This window comes from Microbulbifer maximicatervae (SeqCode) (assembly GCF_056231245.1).
The window spans coordinates 2,497,894-2,515,137 of record NZ_CP174334.1 but is presented as its reverse complement, the minus strand read 5'-3'; the positions used below and the strand labels follow the sequence as shown (position 1 = coordinate 2,515,137).

At 48.4% G+C, this 17,244-nt stretch carries 17 protein-coding genes; 2 read left to right on the top strand and 15 right to left on the bottom strand.

Annotated features, from left to right (window positions below; genetic code table 11):
* Window positions 1-39: 39 nt before the first annotated feature.
* Window positions 40-1,170 (bottom strand): S-(hydroxymethyl)glutathione dehydrogenase/class III alcohol dehydrogenase, encoded by a 1,131-nt coding sequence (locus tag ACJJIS_RS10850; RefSeq protein ID WP_475710272.1) that lies wholly within the window; start codon window positions 1,168-1,170, stop codon window positions 40-42.
* A gap of 140 nt (window positions 1,171-1,310) precedes the next feature.
* On the opposite strand from ACJJIS_RS10850, the gene ACJJIS_RS10845 reads away from it, so the two are divergent.
* Window positions 1,311-2,180 (top strand): LysR family transcriptional regulator, encoded by an 870-nt coding sequence (locus tag ACJJIS_RS10845; RefSeq protein ID WP_444941658.1) that lies wholly within the window; start codon window positions 1,311-1,313, stop codon window positions 2,178-2,180.
* A 43-nt stretch (window positions 2,181-2,223) separates the two neighbouring features.
* Here ACJJIS_RS10845 and ACJJIS_RS10840 read toward each other — a convergent pair whose 3' ends face one another.
* Window positions 2,224-3,024: an alpha/beta hydrolase gene (locus ACJJIS_RS10840; protein ID WP_444941659.1), complete on the bottom strand. Its 801-nt coding sequence runs from the start codon at window positions 3,022-3,024 to the stop codon at window positions 2,224-2,226.
* Between the two features lie 28 nt (window positions 3,025-3,052).
* Complete coding sequence (locus ACJJIS_RS10835) at window positions 3,053-3,355, bottom strand: putative quinol monooxygenase (RefSeq protein WP_444908198.1); 303 nt, start codon at window positions 3,353-3,355, stop codon at window positions 3,053-3,055.
* Window positions 3,356-3,463: 108 nt separating this feature from the next.
* Here ACJJIS_RS10835 and ACJJIS_RS10830 point away from each other — a divergent pair, with 108 nt between their 5' ends.
* Window positions 3,464-4,462: a GlxA family transcriptional regulator gene (locus ACJJIS_RS10830; RefSeq protein ID WP_475710271.1), complete on the top strand. Its 999-nt coding sequence runs from the start codon at window positions 3,464-3,466 to the stop codon at window positions 4,460-4,462.
* Window positions 4,463-4,511: 49 nt separating this feature from the next.
* Here the strand turns inward: ACJJIS_RS10830 and ACJJIS_RS10825 are convergent, their stop codons facing one another.
* The 12 genes from ACJJIS_RS10825 to ACJJIS_RS10770 form a co-directional block, all read right to left on the bottom strand.
* Window positions 4,512-4,916, bottom strand: a complete 405-nt coding sequence (locus ACJJIS_RS10825; protein WP_475710350.1) for a DJ-1/PfpI family protein — start codon at window positions 4,914-4,916, stop codon at window positions 4,512-4,514.
* On the bottom strand, window positions 4,913-5,080 hold the full coding sequence (locus ACJJIS_RS10820; protein ID WP_475710270.1) for a hypothetical protein: 168 nt from the start codon (window positions 5,078-5,080) through the stop codon (window positions 4,913-4,915). The genes ACJJIS_RS10825 and ACJJIS_RS10820 overlap by 4 nt, the downstream gene beginning before the upstream one ends.
* Window positions 5,081-5,520: 440 nt before the next feature.
* Window positions 5,521-5,844 (bottom strand): hypothetical protein, encoded by a 324-nt coding sequence (locus ACJJIS_RS10815; protein WP_475710269.1) that lies wholly within the window; start codon window positions 5,842-5,844, stop codon window positions 5,521-5,523.
* Between the two features lie 94 nt (window positions 5,845-5,938).
* A complete protein-coding gene (locus ACJJIS_RS10810) occupies window positions 5,939-6,220 on the bottom strand; it encodes a hypothetical protein (RefSeq protein ID WP_475710268.1) in 282 nt (93 codons plus the stop codon).
* 631 nt (window positions 6,221-6,851) lie between these two features.
* Window positions 6,852-7,736: a homocysteine S-methyltransferase family protein gene (locus ACJJIS_RS10805; protein WP_475710267.1), complete on the bottom strand. Its 885-nt coding sequence runs from the start codon at window positions 7,734-7,736 to the stop codon at window positions 6,852-6,854.
* A gap of 565 nt (window positions 7,737-8,301) precedes the next feature.
* Entirely contained in the window at window positions 8,302-8,592 is a 291-nt protein-coding gene (locus tag ACJJIS_RS10800) for a hypothetical protein (RefSeq protein ID WP_475710266.1), read from the bottom strand.
* A gap of 284 nt (window positions 8,593-8,876) precedes the next feature.
* Entirely contained in the window at window positions 8,877-9,530 is a 654-nt protein-coding gene (locus ACJJIS_RS10795) for a hypothetical protein (protein WP_475710265.1), read from the bottom strand.
* A 113-nt stretch (window positions 9,531-9,643) separates the two neighbouring features.
* Window positions 9,644-9,877 carry a hypothetical protein gene (locus ACJJIS_RS10790; RefSeq protein ID WP_475710264.1) on the bottom strand — a complete coding sequence of 78 codons (234 nt, stop codon included), beginning with the start codon at window positions 9,875-9,877 and terminating at the stop codon, window positions 9,644-9,646.
* 193 nt (window positions 9,878-10,070) lie between these two features.
* Window positions 10,071-10,478, bottom strand: a complete 408-nt coding sequence (locus ACJJIS_RS10785; RefSeq protein WP_445361782.1) for a hypothetical protein — start codon at window positions 10,476-10,478, stop codon at window positions 10,071-10,073.
* Between the two features lie 331 nt (window positions 10,479-10,809).
* Window positions 10,810-12,198, bottom strand: coding sequence for an ATP-dependent RNA helicase DbpA (gene dbpA / locus ACJJIS_RS10780; RefSeq protein ID WP_475710263.1), 1,389 nt, complete (start codon window positions 12,196-12,198; stop codon window positions 10,810-10,812).
* Window positions 12,199-12,461: 263 nt separating this feature from the next.
* Window positions 12,462-15,596 (bottom strand): efflux RND transporter permease subunit, encoded by a 3,135-nt coding sequence (locus ACJJIS_RS10775; protein ID WP_475710262.1) that lies wholly within the window; start codon window positions 15,594-15,596, stop codon window positions 12,462-12,464.
* A complete protein-coding gene (locus ACJJIS_RS10770; RefSeq protein WP_475710261.1) occupies window positions 15,590-17,128 on the bottom strand; it encodes an efflux RND transporter periplasmic adaptor subunit in 1,539 nt (512 codons plus the stop codon). The genes ACJJIS_RS10775 and ACJJIS_RS10770 overlap by 7 nt, the downstream gene beginning before the upstream one ends.
* Window positions 17,129-17,244: the final 116 nt, after the last annotated feature.

Below are 17,244 nucleotides of genomic sequence, written 5' to 3'. Positions count from 1 at the left end.
GGACCACCTCCAAGGGATGGCCCAATTGATCATTGCTAGTTATTGATCGAAGTGAATGACGGTGCGGATACTTTCGCCTTTATGTAACAGATCGAAAGATTTATTGATGTCATCCAGGCTCATGGTGTGGGTGATAAAGTCGTTGAGCTGGAATTCGCCATTCAGATAGCGCTCTACGTAGTCTGGTAATTCGGAGCGTCCTTTAACGCCGCCGAATGCGGACCCGCGCCAAACTCGGCCTGTTACCAGCTGGAACGGACGGGTGGAGATCTCCTGGCCGGCACCAGCTACACCGATAATGACCGATTCACCCCAGCCCTTGTGGCAGCACTCCAGAGCGGAGCGCATCACATTGACGTTGCCGATGCATTCGAAGGAGTAATCCACACCGCCCTCGGTGAGTTCGACAATGACTTCCTGAATTGGCTTATCGTAGTTGTTGGGGTTGATGCAGTCCGTCGCCCCCAGTTTGCGGGCTAATTCAAACTTGCTTTCATTGATATCGATGGCAATGATTCGCGAGGCCTTTGCCATGGCAGCTCCGATAATCGCCGAAAGGCCAATGCCCCCAAGGCCAAAAATCGCAACAGTATCGCCTTCTTGAACTTTGGCGGTGTTCATCACAGCGCCCATACCAGTAGTGACACCACAACCCAGCAGGCAGACTTCCTCTAAAGGTGCAGCCGGATTTACTTTTGCCAGTGAAATCTCTGGCAGTACGGTGTACTCCGAAAATGTAGAGCAGCCCATATAGTGATAGATGGGCTTGCCATCTTTATAGAAGCGTGTGGTGCCGTCAGGCATCAGGCCTTGGCCCTGAGTTTCACGGATCTTTTGGCAGAGGTTCGTCTTGCCGGACTTGCAGAATTTACACTCGCCACATTCCGGGGTGTATAGGGGGATAACATGATCACCCGCTTTGACACTGGTAACCCCTTCACCGACCTGCACGACGATACCGCCACCTTCATGGCCCAAAATACAGGGGAATTTGCCTTCCGGGTCGTCGCCAGACAAGGTGAAAGCATCGGTGTGACACACTCCCGATGCAATGACCTTGATCAATACTTCACCAGCCTTTGGCAGCATGACATCCACTTCTTCGACCGATAACGGTTGGCCAGGCGCCCAAGCGATGGCGGCCTTCGACTTGATAAATTGTTCAGACATAAGATTACTCGCTGTTAAATCATGTCATTCAGGGCCTGGAGTTGGTTGGCCCCGCTGTGACGACTGGGGAGCCATTATATTGATTACAGAATTGATTATAATTGGGTGTTTTTGAAACTTACTTTTACATATTTGCAATAATGAAAGACTGGGAAGGTATTACAGAGTTTGTTTATGTCGCTGAAAGCGAGAGCTTTACCCTCGCAGCGCAGAGGCTGGCTATTTCCACCGCTAAAGTCAGCCGCCAGGTCAGTGCTTTGGAGAGCCGCTTGAATGTCAAACTGCTATATCGAACCACGCGCAAGGTGTCACTGACACAAGAAGGTACGCTGTTTTACCAGCATTGCCGGGGGGTGCTCGATGGGCTGGAAGCGGCGGAACGAGCAGTAACTCAATTACAGAGCCACCCACAGGGCAAAATCAAACTGACGGCACCGGTCACTTATGCTGAAAAGAAGGTTGCACCACTGATCAATGATTTTGTGATTCAAAACCCTAAGATTGAGGTCAATGCCTATTTCACCAATCGCCAGGTTGACCTTATAGATGAGGGTTACGATATCGCCATACGCCTGGGTAAGTTGCAGGACTCAACCTTGATGGCAAGAAAGTTGGCGGACCGGCGAATTCATCTGTGCGCCTCACCGGATTATCTTGAAGAGCACGGGACCCCACACTCGTTGTCGGAATTGAACAGGCACAACTGCCTGCTGGGCACACTGGATTACTGGCGATTCAATACCAGGGAAGGAGAAAAAAACCTTAGGGTCAAAGGTAGCCTTCGCTACAACAACGGCGGGGCGCTTTTAGATGCTGCGCTTAAAGGCCTGGGGGTTGTGCAGTTGCCCGATCACTACGTCGAGCAATATATCGCTGAAGGAAAATTAATCACCCTCTTAAGTGATCTCGAAGATAGGGATGAAGGGGTATACGCAGTTTACCCCGGCAATCGATATATCGCGCCGAAAGTCAGGCTGCTGATTGATTATCTAGCCGAGTATCTCACTTGAGAAAAGGGAGGAGGCAGATTAAGGGTTTGGTGTAGTAAAGGGTTCACAGTGATTTATTGCTAGTGGAGGTGGTTTTTTGAAATTGTTGGCTTACCCACGTGCTGCAGAATTCCGCAATCCGTTTCCATTTTGGCTCCAGCATTAAATAGTGACCATAACCTTCTGCCCGGTAGAAGGTGGTATTTTTACCTTGCCGCTCCGCGATTAACTGTGCTGTGGAAGGGGGAATTGCCAGGTCATCGGTTCCCGAAACTATTAAAGTGGGGCAATTGATTTTTTGATAGTCAATTCTGGTTGTTTTATTGCTGTCAAAAATCCAGAAGAACAATTCAAATAGGACTTGCCCAGATTCAGGACCTAATCGATCGAAGACCTTGTGCTGGTCGTCTGGATTAAGTTTATTCAACCCGAATTTCGCCATTGTCGCGAAATCCGGTAACAGGACATCATTCCAAAATTCACCCGCAGCCATAAACAGCTTGCCCAGCGCACGCTCTTCTTCTGTGGTGGGCAGTATTCCCCAGTTCACGCTTCCGTTAAGCAATACGATTGCCCGTGCCAAATCCATAGTTGCCAATTTTTGTGCAATAACACCGCCCAGGGAGTGGCCGACTACAACAGGTTTTTGATTTAAAGATTGTACAAATGCCCGGATGTCATCAACGTAGTCGGCAATACTCAGTCCTTTAAGGTGTTGCTGATTTTGTTCTGACTTTAGATCTTCATGGTAGCGGTAGCTTGGGCTGTGACAATAGAATCCTTCCTCTTCAAAATGCTGGTGGAAGTTCTCCATTGTCCAGGGGCCGGCATTGGTTCCGTGGATAAAGACGATAGGGGTATCCAAAGCCAGCTCCCGGTTTTTCAAGGCTTCCTTAGACTTTAGATGCGAGGATATCCGCAGTCATAATTTGTGGTTCTGATGCGAGCAGTTCATCCGCTTTGCCAAGCAATGCTGCAGCGATCTTGCCGTTAAGGTGTGCAGTTAAGCCGTCTTCATCGCTAAACGTGTCGAAAATAGCAAATCGCGTAGCGTTGATTTGTACGGCATACCAGCTCAGGGTTCCTTGCTCTTCCACAGCGAGCGGTTGGGCTGAGGTGAGCAGCGCCTTTACCTCATCAGCCTTATCCGCTTTGGCGTCGATCAGTGCCACGATGGCCAGCTTAGCTTCAGTCATTGTTTTCTCTCACGTTGTTTGGTGATGAGTATCCTAGGGGAAGCTCAGGCTTGACTATCAGTGTCCAAAAAGACAATGATCAGACAAAATTCGCCACTTTGAGGATTTATGGCCCAGATAGTCATCTTATCTATGCCAGGAGTTTTGCCGTCGGCTCTTGCTGGCGTTCAAGATATGTTTGCCCTGGGTGGCCTCCGCTTATCTGAAAGCCAGCACTCCCTGGACCCTGCCTATCAACAATCCTGGTCCCCCGAAATCATAGTCGCCAGTGCTGATGGCGCCGACATTGTAGACGGGCAGGGCAGGCACTTTGCTGTAGGCTATGGGGTATCACAAATATCCAGTTGCGATGCCGTGATAGTCCCCGGATTTATGCCCAACCAGTTTGGTGTGCCTTCTGAAAAGTTACTGGACCAGCCGACTTGCGAATGGTTGCGAACCCAATATAGGCGCGGGGCAATTATCGCGGGTTCTTGTAGTGGCGTTTTGGCGCTGGGTGAAGCGGGTTTGCTAAATGGACGACAATGCACAACCACCTGGTGGTTACACAATGAGTTGAAATCCCGCTTTAGCAATTCCTGCCCGCTATGGGCCAGTGGACTATTGGTAGATGAAAATATAGTGACAGCGGGTGGCCCTTTATCTTGGGTAGATGTAACTCTACAAGTGATCAAGATGCTAGCTGGCGAAGAAGTTGCAACCAAAGTGGCTGATCTCGCTGTTGTGGATTCCCACCCGCGTTCGCAAACTTTGCATGTACCAAAAGGCTACCAGGTATCAAAAGAGCAGTTTCTGGTGGATGCTGAAAATGTGGTTCGTCAATATTTTGGTCAACAGTTAGGCAGTCAGTTGCTGGCAAAAGAACTGTCGATATCCGAGCGAACATTACACCGGCGGCTAAAACAGTTAACAGCGCAAGCACCCAAACAATTTATCGATAGCGTCCGTATGGAGTACGCTCGCAGCCTTTTACTAAACCCAGCCAATAAAGTTGCCAGTGTTGCGCAAGAATTAGGCTATTCCGATGATGCAGTATTCCGACGTGTATTTAAGTCGCATGTGGGTATGAGTCCCAGTCAATTTAGGCAGAAATACCAGAAAAGCTGATTTTCTTGGTGATAGAAGTCAGCGCCCCAGGTTCCTGGAAAAAGCCAAGCTAATTTGGCGGTAGATAGACATTCACCGTCTGTGCAATCTCCTGCGATAGTTCTTTCCCAAATAAGCAGGTGACGAGTTCAAAAGCGAACTCGATAGCGGTCCCGGGTGATTGGCTGGTGACCAAATTCCGGTCGACAACCACTCTCTGATCACTGGTTTCCTTTACATATTGACTAAGTTCACCGCGAAAAGTCTTGTAGCAAGTGGCCTTGAAATTGGTAATTAACCCTTGCCGACCAAGAACGATTACGGGAGAAGTGCAAATTGCCCCTAGCCAGCGGCCCGACTCAAGTTGTTCTCGGATGAGCTTTATTAGGGGGGCCGAGTTATGCATTTGCTCGGCACCTTCCTTACCGCCTGGCAGGGCTATTAGATCCCACGTAGAGTCTAAACAATCCTCTATGGAGCAGGGGGCTTCAATAACAAGGTTACGCAGGGAGTTATACGCCTACTTGGCATAATCGATGCTAAGGCAAGCTCTGCATCCGTGCGGCTCAAAATATCGTAGATGGCAATGGTTTCGATATCTTCATTACCATCGGCGACGGGAATCAGTATTTTAGGCACGGTCGCAGCTCCAAAACGATGGGGTTTACCTATTTATAGGCTTTTTGGGCTAATCCTACATCTTTGAGTTGGTAGAACCCCTAACGGGCTAAGATCATTCACCTGAAAGGCCTACCTTAGGGTGCATCCCGCTCGAAATTTACGTCCTTCCAACTTTATTAAGTACTCGTGATGCTACATTTCACTTGATCGCCACCGGTTATGGCAATCAGGATATTGCCGGGACAGGCCTTTTTCTCGTTGACGCGATCGATTTGTGTGGTAGCCATCGGCGCCAGGAAAGGAGGTTCGCTCAATATGCTTGCTACTAGCCGAGTATTTGGATTAGATAGTGGGGCTTGGGGGCAGATTTATACGAAGCAGGTTGTGGGCTTCCTCTCGGTAAAAGAGAGGAGGCCCATAGGGTTGAAGCGAATTTGATTGACTGGTTATGAACTTTATCATTCATGTATTTTGCGTCGACCCTGCTGATACTTTAAATGCTCTTTCAGAGACTGGTCAGGTTCTTTTTTAAAGCTTTTGAGCCTGTTGATTTTTTCGTTGACTTTAACTTCTGACTCTATTTCCTGAGAGAACGTTTCGTCTATCTCGTGATGTGTTAGCCGTGCGAGATTGGAAGCAGCTCTACGAAATAATTGCGAGCTTTGTTTTTTCCTCTTACGGATATTTTTACGGCTGCTCTTGTCATTCTCACGATAGGAGTTTCTTCTATCTTTTTCATAGCTAAGATTTTTCTTTTCTTGTGGATTCTTAACTTTACTCATTTTTACTTATAACGATGTATTAACGGGCGCACATATTTCAGTGTATTGCTGATAAGCGATAGTGAATGAATTAAACACTTGGTTACGTCCTTTTTTATATGAGGCATATTACTAATATTGCTATTAGCCAAAAACAAATGCCTAGAATACAAACGGCCATAGCGCCTAGGTATACTTGGCCTGACCTCTCGATAAGTGTAAAGCCTGTCTGGTGCTTTCTTTTCTTGCCGGTTCCCTTGTCCTTTATAATTTTATCAGCTCTCCACTTGCCAAATGACACTATAGGTGTCAACAAGTAACCAGTACTATACGATATTCCCCAGTATAAAACTTCGACAAACAGCAAAATAAATATGATTCCAATAAAGTCTTCCATAGATACTTCCGTTGTAGGCTACACATAGCCCTTCAATAATGGGCAGCTGCACGTAGTGTAGAGGTCTAGCCCTATAAGGGCGATATTGATTAATTTGTTAAACATTTTGCTCCAATGTTTGACCGCATGCTACACACAATTTAGCTTTTGGTGTGCGGAACAATTTGCTACACTTATTACACTTTGGGCCATAGTTACTACGCCTTAAGTAAGGCATAACGTCAGAATCCATGTTCTGATACCCCGTTAATTCCTCGAACTTCACCACTGCTTCCGCGCTGCAGTTGGTTCTAGCTGTTGGAATATCACAACCGTGTTTACCACGATAAGCCTTAATTTTCTTAATGGTATCCGTAAGTAGTGGACCGAGCTGTGACCACTCCTCTTCGTTTAGCATTGGTAGCTCTTTGTCTACCCTCCAGCAATACTCTATATTCATGACTAGTAGTTCTTAACGCTCAGCTAAGGGGCGAAGTGCGCAGTACTTAATCCTACACTAGTGCGAGTCTCAGTGTTATTCCTTTTTCCCTACTTATAATTTCGTTGGTCTAGTTAATGCCTTTAATAGCAGTCAAAGCAAGAGCTTGGCTGCCCAGTTTAGCCGTAGGCGGAGATGGATAGGTTAAATATTTTAGTTGTGATTATTTATGATGTATTCCAGGTGCCTTGCATCAGTGCCGCAACAGCCGCCTAATATATTGAACCCGCTATTCTGATTTAAGTGAAGCATAAGATTACCCCATTTCGATATGCTGTCGGAGTGCGTTGTTTTGCTGTTTTCTAGTTCAGTATGCGTTAGTGATGAAGCATTGGCTTGTATGCCGATTAGTCTGTCAGGTAATTGACTTGAAGCGTTTAGAAAAGAAGGATGAGAACAATTAATAAAGTACCCAGAAGGTTTAGGCGAAATCTGATGATCAATATGTGAAATTGCTTCTTGAATGGTATGGCCATCTAAAAGGCGACCATCTGAGCCAATGACAAAGCTAATAAAATATGGCTTAGAGTGCTTTGACATTAGAGATGCAATGCCAAGTGCCTCTGGTACAGCTGGTAGGGTTACTCCCATGAGGTAGTCAGCATTAGAGGCTCCGAGCTTATCAATTTGCCAACGATGATAAGAAATAGATTCTTTGTAAGTTAGGCCTTGTTCTGGTTTGTAGCAGTCATTTTTACAGCCGACTAGGCCTCCTACATATACATTTCCCTCTTTTGGCAAGATATTCGAAAGAAAATTAACAGCGTCTTCATTGATAGACGTAGGCGCCTTGGCTAGAGAAACTCTCTCTGAGCTGGCCCTCCATGTGGGAGTTGCAAGCAAAAGAGGGAGTTTTGCATCAATTGCAAGGTTTATGTATTCACAGTAGATTCGTTTAAGGCTTTCAGCACCAGTTTTGCTATAGATTAATTTAGCATGATCGACATGGCTGCAAAGGCTTATATCTTTGTTACGCCTGACTCTTTCGAGTATGGCCGCTTCAGTAAGAATCAATTTCTCTGAAAGAATTCCTTGCATGATGCTCCTCAGTGTAAGCTGTCGGACGCCGAAAGCGCGAAGTGAATTGACTTGTTATGAATTACCTCGCACCTTGCTTTTTACTCCAGTTAGCTCCAAGGGTGCGAGATACATTTTCGAAGTTTTTAATATAACTGAAGTGACTAAAGGTGCCACCAAAAATGTCACCACTACAAAGCTAATTTGATTTAATCTTGCATCTTCTAGAAGCGCTAGAGCCGCTTGAAGTATCAAAAAATATAGGAAGCCCGCTCCAATAATCTGCACAAATCTGAACCAGCCACGAACCTTAAAGATAGATACACAGTTCCGGCAGATTAAAGTTGTCGAGAACAATGGAATTTCCAGAGTCCTACTCTTACACTCTGAGCAAGTTCGTTTAAGTACTCGTAATTTCAACGGATTCATAATAGTGCTAGCGGGCATTTTGTGTGAAAAGTGTACAGGGTGATCTGCCCCGTGAAGGGCCAGATGAAGCGACTTGAGCAAAACGTACACCGGGTAAGTTATCTCATGGAGGGCCGAAGACCTGAACTGAATTGTCGGGCATTGTTATACATGGCCACTACACTATCAGCTTCTGTCCTGCCAAAACTATGGCAACAAAGAGCCCAAGGTAGTACGCACTCCACAAGTTGAATTGCCTATCACGTAATTTCTGGATACCACCAAACAATAGGAAAATGGAAGGTATAAGAGCGAAGTTCATTACAAAGCCAAATATTGCAGGTAAGACTGCCTTCTCGTTTTGAACAATGGCAATTGGTGCAAGTGAAACTAGTGCAGCGACTATAGTTAGCGCAATTGCGATTTCCTTAGGAAATTTTTTCTTCTCTTGTATCTCAAATTTATCCACTTTAATTCTCTACGATGCGTAACGCCCCAAACACTGGCTTGGGGAATTTGGCGGCTTTCTTGGTACAAAATAGGTGACAGCTTTGCGAAATCCGCGTGCTTTGACTTATTATAAGTGATTTCCATGATGTACTCATAGGTTTCAGCAATTTGAAATAAGCATCAATACAACAAGTTTCTTCATGCTTGACTTCTTTCTAGCCTAAGACTCAACTGGCCCAACTTGGGCGTAGCGTAGATCGTACCGCGAATGGTTAAAGGCCCGTAGCAACCTGTTTGTACTTGTTAGGCATCGGGTTTGACTATTCTAATGAACGGTTTAATATCCCTAGGAGGTCCATTTGGTGAAACAACAGGGCGGTAACTAAGAAATTCTGACAAAACATAAGAAATTTCAAAAGCAGAACTGCCATCTAGCTCCAAGTTAATAATTAGCTTTTGGTGTTTATTAATTTTGAGGCCAAACATACAGCTATAAACTTTACCAATTGCATCTTCTGAACGTTCGATAACATCGCAAGAGCCTCTATTAGTATTCAAAATCGAAACCTTTACCGGGGCAATATCAAAGTTTCCTGACTTAGAGTAGGTTCTAAAGCGAAAGTATATATTTTTCTCTTCACTCGAAGGCACCTCATTGCCACCCAAAGGAATGATAGGCAAGCCCAGAGGGCCCACTGAAAGCTCTTCATGACTCAAAAATATTGGATAGATAACAAGGAAACCATCATCTATGGGCATAGAGTAAAGAGGCGGATTGTAAATTCCAAAACAATGCTCGCCAAAAACACCTAATGCAGCTTGGTCTTCTTCGCACCAGTCGTAAACATAGGTTCTATGATACTTTGGAGAAGGCTCAACTTCAAAGTTTGCAGTTTTACTAAAGGTGGAGCAACCGGAGCAAACTAAAAATACAACAAGTACTGAAAATAGCTTCAATTTCAAAATTCCTTATAAATGCCTAACACCTCGATCGCGGGTTAACGAAGCACGAAGCATTTTGGTTGTCCGAGCACGTTTGTGTGTAGGTGTGTTGCAACTCGTTATACGTTCTAGTTAACCTCGACACCGAAACTATCTCCTTCTGCCATGTTAGATAGCTCTTTATGTATATCCACAAAAAAAGCTCTTCGTTCAAAGTTGGACCTAATATAAATAAACACCATTTTCTGCTTCTTTAGTACAGAAGAGCGGGTATTCGAACAGAAGCTTCCCAGGGTTGCTTGCGGTAAGAAGTTTTCGGCAGCGTCAGTATCACTGAATAAAGCGGCTCTTTGGGACTCCATTCTAAGGTTTCTGGTGGCCCTAGAGAAACATGTACTTCACTTTGCTTCCGTGATTTACGTAATCAGCTAATTCTTTTCTACTTATAAAATTCAAGCTAAATCTGTTTTCGATGGTTTTGACGCTTAACGCAGAGTGTGTGGGCGGTAGTGCAGGCCGCCCAGCACGCCGTTTATGTTTTGTTATAACTGTCCTCTAGATAGGGAGAAGCTCTTTAACCAATTTATCAATTTTCCCAGAAACCCTGCCATGTTTGGAAAGGTCTGCTCTAGGAGCTCTATATTCGGCTCTACCAACAAGCTTGTTATTTTTGAATACTTTCAAATCTGCGGTTGCAAGATATACACCCCAATGCATTCCATAAGTTGCAGTGTATGTTGAGGTGACATCACAATCGTGGCCTGTGGGTTTCTTAATAGTAGCCTTGTAACCGAGTTGTTCCACACTCTCTTTATAGGCATCCAAAAATGCTCTTCGAACACTTGGGTTTTCAATGATGCAAACTTCGTCGCCTTTGGAAACGCTAACGGCCCTTGATACTGTTTGAGAAATACAAGCTGTCAATAACAGTACGAGGGCTCCAATAAATATGATGGTTTTCAATATACTCTCCGTAGTTTCTTGTTATAACTACTTATATAGTAATCATACTGATCACTATTATCCTGATTACTATTTTAGAATCAATTTCTTTGCTAAAACGAAAATACTGTTAAAAATTATTGGTTGAAACTTAGTTGTCACGGCCGTGCAAACTACGGGAACGATCACTTTGACCACTGTCCCATTTTTTTATCACTCTGTAACCCTTAGATTTCCAGCTGATTTTTCTATAATTCTTGCCAGCTCTCTAAATAACGGTTAGGAGAGCAATAAACCAGAAGCGAGCGCAAAAGGGCAATCCCCCGGCGTCGCCAGGGGATATTCACTCGGCTTACCCTCGAATACGCCGCACTCGAAATTTACGTCCTTTCAACTTTCCGTTTTCAATTTTCTTAAGTGCTTGTGATGCCACATTGCGTTTAATTGCAACATAGGCAGTCATATCCAGTACGTTGATCTTGCCAACATCTTTACCGTTAATCGGGCGGTCGCCGCCGGTTAGGGCACCGAGGATATCGCCGGGGCGGACCTTTTGCTTCTTGCCGCCATCGATTTGCAGGGTAGCCATCGGTGCCTGGAAAGGGGGTTCGCTTAATATGCTGGCTGGTGGCGGTGTATCTGGGTCGGATAGTGGGTCCTGGGTTAGGTCCATACGAACCAGTTTGTGGCCTTCCTTCTCGGCAAAAAAGGAGTAAGCGCAACCGCGCTCACCGGCGCGGCCTGTCCGCCCTATACGATGGGTATGAACTTCCGGATCTTTGGCGATATGGAAGTTGATAACCGCATCCAGCTTGTCGATATCAAGACCGCGTGCCGCTACATCGGTGGCCACCAGAATTGAAGCGCTGCCATTGGCAAATCGAATCAGGGTTTCATTGCGCTGGCGCTGCTCCATATCACCATGCAGGGCGAGGACATTGAAGCCAGCCTGTTTCAGATCATCGGCCACCTCATCGGTTTCGCGTTTGGTGTTGCAGAAAACCAGGGTATTGACGGGTTTGTCATTGAGCAGAACACGCCGTGTCATCTCCAGGCGATCCTCGAAACTCTCAGTTCTGTAAAAGCGTTGTTCGATCACCTCGTCACTATGGGCAGAGTCAATTTTAACCATCACCGGTTTTTGCATCACTCGGGTGCTGAGCTTTTCAATTTCATCGGGATAGGTCGCGCTGAATAGTAACGACTGTCGCCCAGTTGGAACCTGCGCCAGAATAGTGTCGATAACGTCCTGGAATCCCATATCGAGCATTCGGTCGGCTTCGTCAAAGACCAGAGTATCGACATGCTCTAAGGAGAGTGTTCCTTTGCGCAGGTGTTCTTCGATGCGTCCTGGAGTACCAACGATGATATGGGCACCATGGGCCAGGGAGCCGATCTGCGGGCCGAAAGGCATGCCGCCGCAGAGAGTCAGAATCTTTATGTTGTGAATTGCCCGGGCCAGTCGGCGCAGTTCCTGCGCAACCTGGTCTGCCAATTCCCGCGTTGGGCACAGAATCAGCGATTGAATCCGAAAGCGGTTGACATTGAGCCGATGCAGCACCCCCAAACCGAAGGCGGCCGTTTTACCGGAACCGGTTTTTGCCTGGGCGATTACGTCCTTGCCGTCAAGAATGATCGGAAGCGTTTTGGCCTGAACCTCGGTCATGGACTTGTAGTTGAGTGACGCCAGGTTTTTCAGCAGGGCGGGGTTTAGGGGAAGATCGGAAAAAGGTGCAGTCAAGGTGAATCCTGGAGTCGTTAAATGTCAAATACACGTATTACACAAGCAGTAGGGAAAGTGATCGTCACCTACTTAGCCTTTGTGATCGCTGCAATTTTGCAGTTTGTGCAATACAAAATTTGTATGGAATTTTAACAGTTAACCCTGAAGAAACCTATGAATCACCTTGTTCCCGTCAAAGTCTCTTCTATCCAGATTACCTTCTTGTGAGAAGAGAACTGGGGCATTGGGTAGCATAAACCCGGTGCCCCAATTTACTAACGTCAGCTTTGCTTTCCTTCGCGGGCCTTCCACTGATAGAAAACCCCGGGCATCACTAACAATACAAACAGCAGTGTGGTTATGGTGCCGCCCACCATTGGTGCTGCGATCCGTTTCATAACATCTGCACCGGTGCCATCGGAAACCATGACTGGTATCAATGAAATTAACAGTGTCAGGCTGGTCATTAGCATCGGGCGAATACGGCCAGCTGCCGCTTGGGCAACAGTCGCAGTATTGCCGCGATCAGAGTTATTTCCGGCGGCAGATAAGTAATGCAGCATTAACAACCCCATCTCAGCGGCGAGACCAGCCATGGCAATCATGCCTACCCATACAGCAACGCTCAGTTTGTAGTCGAGCAGGTACAGCAGCCAGAAGGCGCCGATCAGTGCCATTGGCATGGCGGTGAGTACAAACAGGGTGTCGGATAGCCTGCCTCGATGCAGATACAGGAGGAAGCACACAGCCAACAAAGTCAGGGGCACTAACCATTGCAGGCGGGACTTGGCGCGCTCCAGGTATTGGTATTGGCCGGCCCAGGCGATACGTTGCCCGGGAATCAGATTAACCTGATCGGCAACAACCTGCTTTGCGCGATTAACATAATCTGCAACGCCGATATCGCCCTTCAAGTCGACAAATACCAAGCCCACCAACTGCCCATCCTCATTGCGGATCATGGGCGGGCCAGTGCGGAAGTCCAGATCAGCCAGCTGGTTCAGGGGCACTTGGGAACCATCAGAGGCGGGGACCAGGATTTGTTCCAGCTGTTCAGGAGTATCCCGGTAGTCGCGGGCATAGCGCACTAACACATCGTAACGTTCGCGGCCTTCGATGGTCTGGGTTGCGGCCAGGCCACCAGCCGCTGCGGCGATCACATCTTCGATATCCTGTACATTCAAGCCGTGGCGGGAAGCCCGTGCGCGATCGATATCAAAGTCCAGGAAGTAACCGCCGGTTAGACGCTCGGCGAAGACGCTTCGGGTTTGCTCCGAAGTGCGTAGGTCACTGCGCAGTGCTTCTTCGATGGCCAAAGCAGTCTGTTCGATTTCCTCCAGGTTATCCCCAAACACTTTGATGCCGAGCTGGCTGCGAATACCAGTGGCGAGCATCTCAGTGCGGGTTTGGATGGGCATCCACCAGATATTGGGCATGCCCGGATAGCGCAGCTTTTCATCCATTTCCGCCAGCAGGTCGTCCCAAGTCATGCCGGGGCGCCACTCACTTTTAGGCTTCAGAGTGATTACGGTTTCTACCATTGAGAGCGGTGCAGGATCGGTGGCGCTATTGGAGCGGCCAATCTTGCCAAAGACATGCTCAACTTCTGGGAAGGCTTTCAGTTCCTCGTCCATTTGTTGCAGCACCTTGCCCGCTTCGGTAACCGACATTCCGGGTAGGGCGGTAGGCATATACAGGATGCTGCCCTCATTGAGCGGCGGCATAAATTCACCACCTAGCTTGCTAATGGGGTAGGCCACAGAAACCAGAGCTAGTACCGCGAGAGTGGCTACAACTTTGCGTTGCCGCACACAGAAGTGAATCACTGGCTGTAGTGTATGGACTAAAACGCGGGAAATCGGGTTTTCCCTGTTGCGAATTTTGCCGCGCATTAGCAGTACCGCGAGCGCTGGAATCAAGGTGATTGCCAATAGGGCGGCGAAAGCCATGCTGTAGGTTTTGGTGTAGGCGAGGGGTTTGAATAATCGGCCCTCGGTAGCTTCCAGCGCGAATACCGGCAGAAATGAAACCGTGATAATAATCAGGGAGAAGAAAATACTCGGCCCGACTTCCTGCATTGCCCGAACGATTAGCGTTCTTTTCTCGCCTGGAGACAACTTCTTATCCCCATCGGCTGCCAGCTTTTTGTGGATGTTATCCACCATTACCACTGCCGCATCCACCATGGCACCGATGGCTACGGCAACACCTCCCAGTGACATAATGTTGGCGGTAAGCCCTTGTAGGGACAGTGGAATAAAGGCCAGTAAAACTGCAATCGGCAGAGTGATTACAGCTACCAATGCGGAGCGGGCGTGGAGTAGGAAAATAGCGATCACAGCGGCGACCACTAGCATCTCTTCAATCAGGGTGTTCTTGAGATTGTCGATCGCGCTGTTAATTAATTGTGAGCGATCATAAGTTACTACCAGCTCAACGCCTTCCGGTAAGCCCGCACGGACTTGCTCGATACGCTCTTTAACTCTCTCAATAACCTTGAGGGCATTTTCACCGTAGCGCATCACCACGATGCCACCTACGGTCTGGCCCTCGCCGTCCAGCTCGGCAATACCGCGCTGCATCGCAGGCCCCAGGGTAATATCCGCTACCTGATCCAAAGTCACCGGAATCTTTGCCGCATTGACCCCGATCACCACCTCTTCGAGGTCGTCAACACTGCGGATATAGCCACGGCCACGCACCATATGTTCGTGGCCAGCAATCTCCAGTACCCTTCCTCCGGTGTCATTGTTACTGCGGCGAATGGCCTCGACCACTTTGCCAAGCGGAACCTTAAACATCTGCAAGCGATGGGGGTCGATTTGGACCTGGTACTCCTTTTCGTAGCCGCCAATGGAAGCCACTTCGGCCACGCCCTCGACAGAAGTGAGCCAATAGCGCAACTTGAAATCCTGTAGCGCGCGCAGTTCTTGCAGGTCGTTATTACCGCTTCGATCAACCAGCGCGTACTGGAACACCCAGCCCACTCCGGTAGCATCCGGGCCAAGCTTTGGCTGAACACCTTCCGGGAGCTGGTCGGCTACCTGGTTGAGGTACTCCAGAACCCGTGAGCGGGCCCAGTAAATATCGGTGCCGTCTTCAAAGATGGCGTAGACAAAGCTGAGACCAAAAAAGCTCTGGCCCCGCACATATTTGACTTTGGGCAGCCCTAGCATTGCGGTGGAAAGCGGGTAGGTGATTTGATCTTCGACCAGGTCAGGGCTGCGCCCCGGCCAGTCTGTCATCACAATCACCTGGGCGTCGGACAGGTCCGGAATAGCATCCAGGGGGACACTGGTTAGCGCCCGGTATCCAGCCAGGGCTGCGATCGCTACAAGAATCAAAGTGATCCCCGGCTTACCGGCGCAGGCCCCAATAATTCGGGCAATCAGCCCTTTGGGTTCGGAATTTACCACTGCTGTACCCCCGACTTCAGGCGGCTTTCCGCCGCGATCAGGAATACTCCAGAGGTGACAATTTTATCTCCGGCCTGGAGGCCAGAGCGGATAACAATCCTATCGCTGTCGCCATATCCGGTGCGTACTTGTACCGGTTCAAGACGACCCTGGCCCAAGTCGCGGAAAACAATGCGTTTCTTGCCGGAGATCAATACTGAATCCCTGGGTACCACCAAGAGGTTTCCCAGTTCGGCGGTTAACATGATGTCCGCAAACAGTCCCGGGCGCAGTTCACCATCGGTATTGGGCAGGGTCACACGCAGCCGTGCACTGCGGTTATTGTGATTAAGGAAGGGATCAATCTGGGTGAGGGTGGCAGGGATTTCCTCATGGTAGACGTTGGTTAAACGCACCTTGGCCGGCATGCCTTTTTCTATCAGCGGCAACTGATCTTCGTAGGCGTGGGCTTCAATCCAAACCTGGCTGAGGTCGGCTATACGCAGCAGGTTGTCGCCCTTTTCAAACGCAGAGCCCGCGACAATATTCTTCTCAATAATCACACCACTGGCGGGTGCAAAAATCGGGATATAGTCCTGCGCTTTTTGCTGTTCAACCAGCCAGTCGATTTGCTCTTCAGAGAGACCCCACAACAGTAGACGCCTTCGTGCTGCTTTCTCCAGGGCATCGCCACGACGGCGGGCCTTTAGATACTCGTCCTGGACTGCGAGCAACTCCGGGCTGTAAACAGAAAACAGTACTTCGCCGCGCTTAACCTGCTTGCCTTCAAAATCTGCATCTAACTCACCAATCCAGCCGTCGAAGCGCAGGCTGATATCCCGCAAGCGGGTTTCGTCATAGGTAACCTGGCCGTGCAGGTGAATGGGCAGGGCGAATGGCTGTCGCTCGACGATACCGGTTTTGATACCAATGGCCTGGCGCCGGCCGCTATCCACTACAATGCTGCCACTTTTCAGTTCATCGTGGCTCACAGGCTGGAGGTTCATACCGCAAATAGGGCAGCTACCGGCTTCAGCAGCTCTTACCGATGGGTGCATTGAGCAGGTGTAATAGGCGGTATCTGAAGCCTCAGGCGCAGATTTCAGGCGCAGGCCTTTGCGATTGGTGCTCATATCAAAGGCCAGATCGACGTGCTTATCGTGGCCTGTCGCTACATCTACCACCATGGGCCAGGAGCCCACCATTGCCAGCTCAATTTCACCGGTGAAAATACCGGGGCTGGATTCACTGATATCGGCGACGGCACGCATAGCTGGCATGGCGCCCATGGCGGGCATCTCGGCTACCGCGCGAACTTCAGCTCCAGATACCGGCTCATTGTCAGCATTGCGAACTTCAATTCGAATTTGGTTTTTACCCGCTTGGGGTTGCAGCGGATCGACAGACACCGCGATCTGGAAGGGGCCTGCTTGCACAAAATCGGCATTTGGAGCTTCGGCTTGTACAGAAGTTTTCTTCCAATAAAAGGCCGCGCCGGCAGCGGCTAACAGCAGGGTAAGGGCGATTAAGCTCAATGTTCTTTGCTGGCTCATAGGGCACCCTCCTGAATGAAGGAAAGGGGCATCTGCGCGCAAAGCACGTTATCAATGAGCAGGCCACAAATGGCCGCTATAGCTTGTTGGGAAATCAAAAGGTTCACTCCTAGAAC